The organism is Paenibacillus sp. MAEPY2, assembly GCF_000499205.1.
In the GTDB taxonomy this organism is placed as follows: Bacteria; Bacillota; Bacilli; order Paenibacillales; family Paenibacillaceae; genus Paenibacillus; species Paenibacillus vandeheii.
This window is the reverse complement of record NZ_AWUK01000087.1, coordinates 1-2,884: the sequence shown is the minus strand read 5'-3', so window position 1 is coordinate 2,884 and position 2,884 is coordinate 1. Positions and strand designations below refer to the sequence as shown.

1 protein-coding gene is annotated in these 2,884 nt (G+C 50.1%); it reads right to left on the bottom strand.

The features are described 5' to 3' along the window. The coding region (locus tag P364_RS36515) for a beta-ketoacyl synthase N-terminal-like domain-containing protein (protein WP_236642461.1) at positions 1–2,884 on the bottom strand (2,884 nt) is incomplete at both ends.

Below are 2,884 nucleotides of genomic sequence, written 5' to 3'. Positions count from 1 at the left end.
AAATAATAAGGTGCCGTATAGGCAGAGGTTTGGTTTTGCCTGTTGCCTTCATAACTCTCTACCACGACATGCACGTTGGTTCCACTCATGCCAAAGGCACTCACAGCTCCCAATCTCGCCTGCTCTGTTCGTGGCCAAGGCCGATTGCTTTTGTTCACATAAAAAGGACCCTCTGACCAGCGGATATACTCACTCTCTTCCTCACAGTGCAGACTTGCCGGAATCGTCTCATAGCGCATCGCCTGTATCAGGCTAATCAGGCTCACCACTCCCGAAGCGGCGAGGGTATGACCCAGATTCGTTTTTACCGACGTCAACGCACAGGAGCCTGGCGCCATATTCCGTCCTTTGTAGGCTTCCTGCAAAGCATTGATTTCGACCGGGTCTCCGAGGCGGGTTCCCGTCCCGTGGGTCACAATGTACTGCATGTCCTCCGCTCGAATGCCGTACCGGGCATATACCTCATTCATTAGCGCTGTCTGTGCCACACCACTTGGCGCAGTAATTCCATTGGTTTTGCCATCATAGTTCATGCCGCTGCCCCGAATGACCCCGTAGATCGAATCTCCATCCGCCTCAGCCTGCGATAAGGTCTTTAACACAACCACCGCGATCGCTTCTCCAGGAACCATGCCATTGGCACGCTGGTCAAACGCATAACAGCGTCCGTCCTCAGACAGCATGCCCGCCTGGGACATGGCCTCGAAACCCTGTTCAGTGAGCAGCAGGCTTACCCCTGCCGCAAGCGCCGTATCGCACTCTCCCGCCCGCAGGCTGGCACAGGCTTGATGAACAGCCGCCAGCCCCGAAGAGCAAGCGGTATTAATCGCCATATTCGGGCCATTCAGGTCCAGCAGATACGCTAACCGGGCGGCCAAAATGGCATTGTGATTCGACGTAAGCGGTCCGTCCAGGCCGACAAACTGTAAATATTCATTATTCTCCACCCCGACAAACATGCCGACCCGGCCGGAGGAAAGTTGTTTTTTGCCATAAGCGGCATCTTCCAGCGCTCTCCAGGACTCCTGTAACAACAATCGCTGACGCGGGTCCATGCTCTCGGCCTCGCGTGGAGAGATTTCGAAGAAGCGAGGATCAAACTCTCGTACCCCTGGTACAAGACCGCATTTCCAAGTAGCATCCTTTTTACTGCTGGTGAATCGATCCGAGGGAACGGTCTTAACAGCCGTTTGTCCATTTACGAGAATCGACCACATCTCATCTACATTGCGCGCTTCGGGAAATCGCCCGCTGATGCCAATAATGGCAACAGGTTCATCGGCCGTTTGTATTCGACTTGTATCGCCCAAACGCCGGTACTTGCCAGATGCTTGTCGTTGGGCGTTAGGCTTTCGGGCTTTGGAGCGATGCTGTACCGTTTTGCTTTTTAACAGTGCGGCTTGCTCTATATGTTTTTCTCCCGTTTGAATTTCGTGATCTGCATATTGATCCGTGATTGCCTGCTCGAATTCTCGCTCCAGATAATGAGCCAATTCATGAAGTGTGGTGTGATCGAAAAATATGGATGGTGCCAAATCCACTCCAAAATGCTGATTAAGAATGGTAGCGTATTCAGTCAGGCTAATGGAATCAAATCCGTATTCAGCGAGATTTTCATTGCCATCAATCAGTTCCCTTGGAATTTTCAACGTTTGCCCTGCCAGTTCCTTTAACTCCCATCTTACGCATTCCGACGTTGTCAGGCCCAAGAGCTCCGGTCTTCTATGAGAACCCACCGGAGCAGATGCAGCCTCTTTTGAGAGGGTCAAAGTTTCTTTCTCGGGTTCAACAATTGAAGATTCAATGGCAAATGCACTTGCACTTGCAGCATCCGAATGGACCGCCATTCCTTCATTTCCCGCCTCGTCTGATTTGGCTGTAAATCCTGCTTCTACCCCCTGAATCTTTAACATGATGCGACCCTCTGATGAATACAAACGAATGTCAAACACTTCAAGCCCCGGTGTCCTGCCAGCCCGCTCCCTCCTGTCCACTCTCGCCCAAGAAACAGTTGATCCGCCAGGTGAACCGCCAATGGCTGCATCAAATTTTTGAAGAGATTGAATATAAACAGGATGTGAAGCAGAAATATCCAGCTGCTGTTTTGCTTCATTTTCGCTTTCCGTCCAGCCCAGTCCCCCATATACAGCAAGGTGAATTGCATCTACTGGCAGTTTGTACACTGGTGGTACAGATAGTGCATCCTTCTCATGTTCAAACTTGATCAGGATATGACCTTCCCCCGTATATATACGTTCTACCGCATAAGGAGATGAGGACAAGGCTGGCTTTGGAGCATGGTTTACAAAATCGGTGATCGACGAATCCAGCTTAGCCGTGTAGAGAACATCAATAGATCCAACCTCCAAAGTGTCAGATGCTGTAAACGCTGAACCCACCTTTTTGGCCACGCCGCTACTATATATAGGATGATCTCCCTCTGCATTTTCACCGTATATGGTGTATCCCACTGTTAAATGTGGTTCGGAGTGCAATGAGATGTGTAACGGGAGCGGCTGAGCAGACACATAAATAGATCTGTCCCATATCACATCCTGCAATTGAATCGATAATTCAGGTTCTGCTGGATCATGATCATCAGGTATGGCCAAATCCAGAGCTGCATAGGCGATCTCCAGATGAAGCAAGTCAGGCAATAATTTGGCTGGCTGCTCTTTATGGATATCCATAAGCATAGGCAAGTCCATTGTGAAAAGTGAACTGTATCGCTGCTCATGAAGATCCGAAGTATTATTGTGCAGAAGTGGATGGAGAATCGTGGCTCCGTTATTTCCAACCGCATTGGATGATAACGCCTCTGTTTTCTTTGGAGCCCAGTAGCGATTTCTGGCAAATGGATACGCCGGCAGACTGATTCGACGCG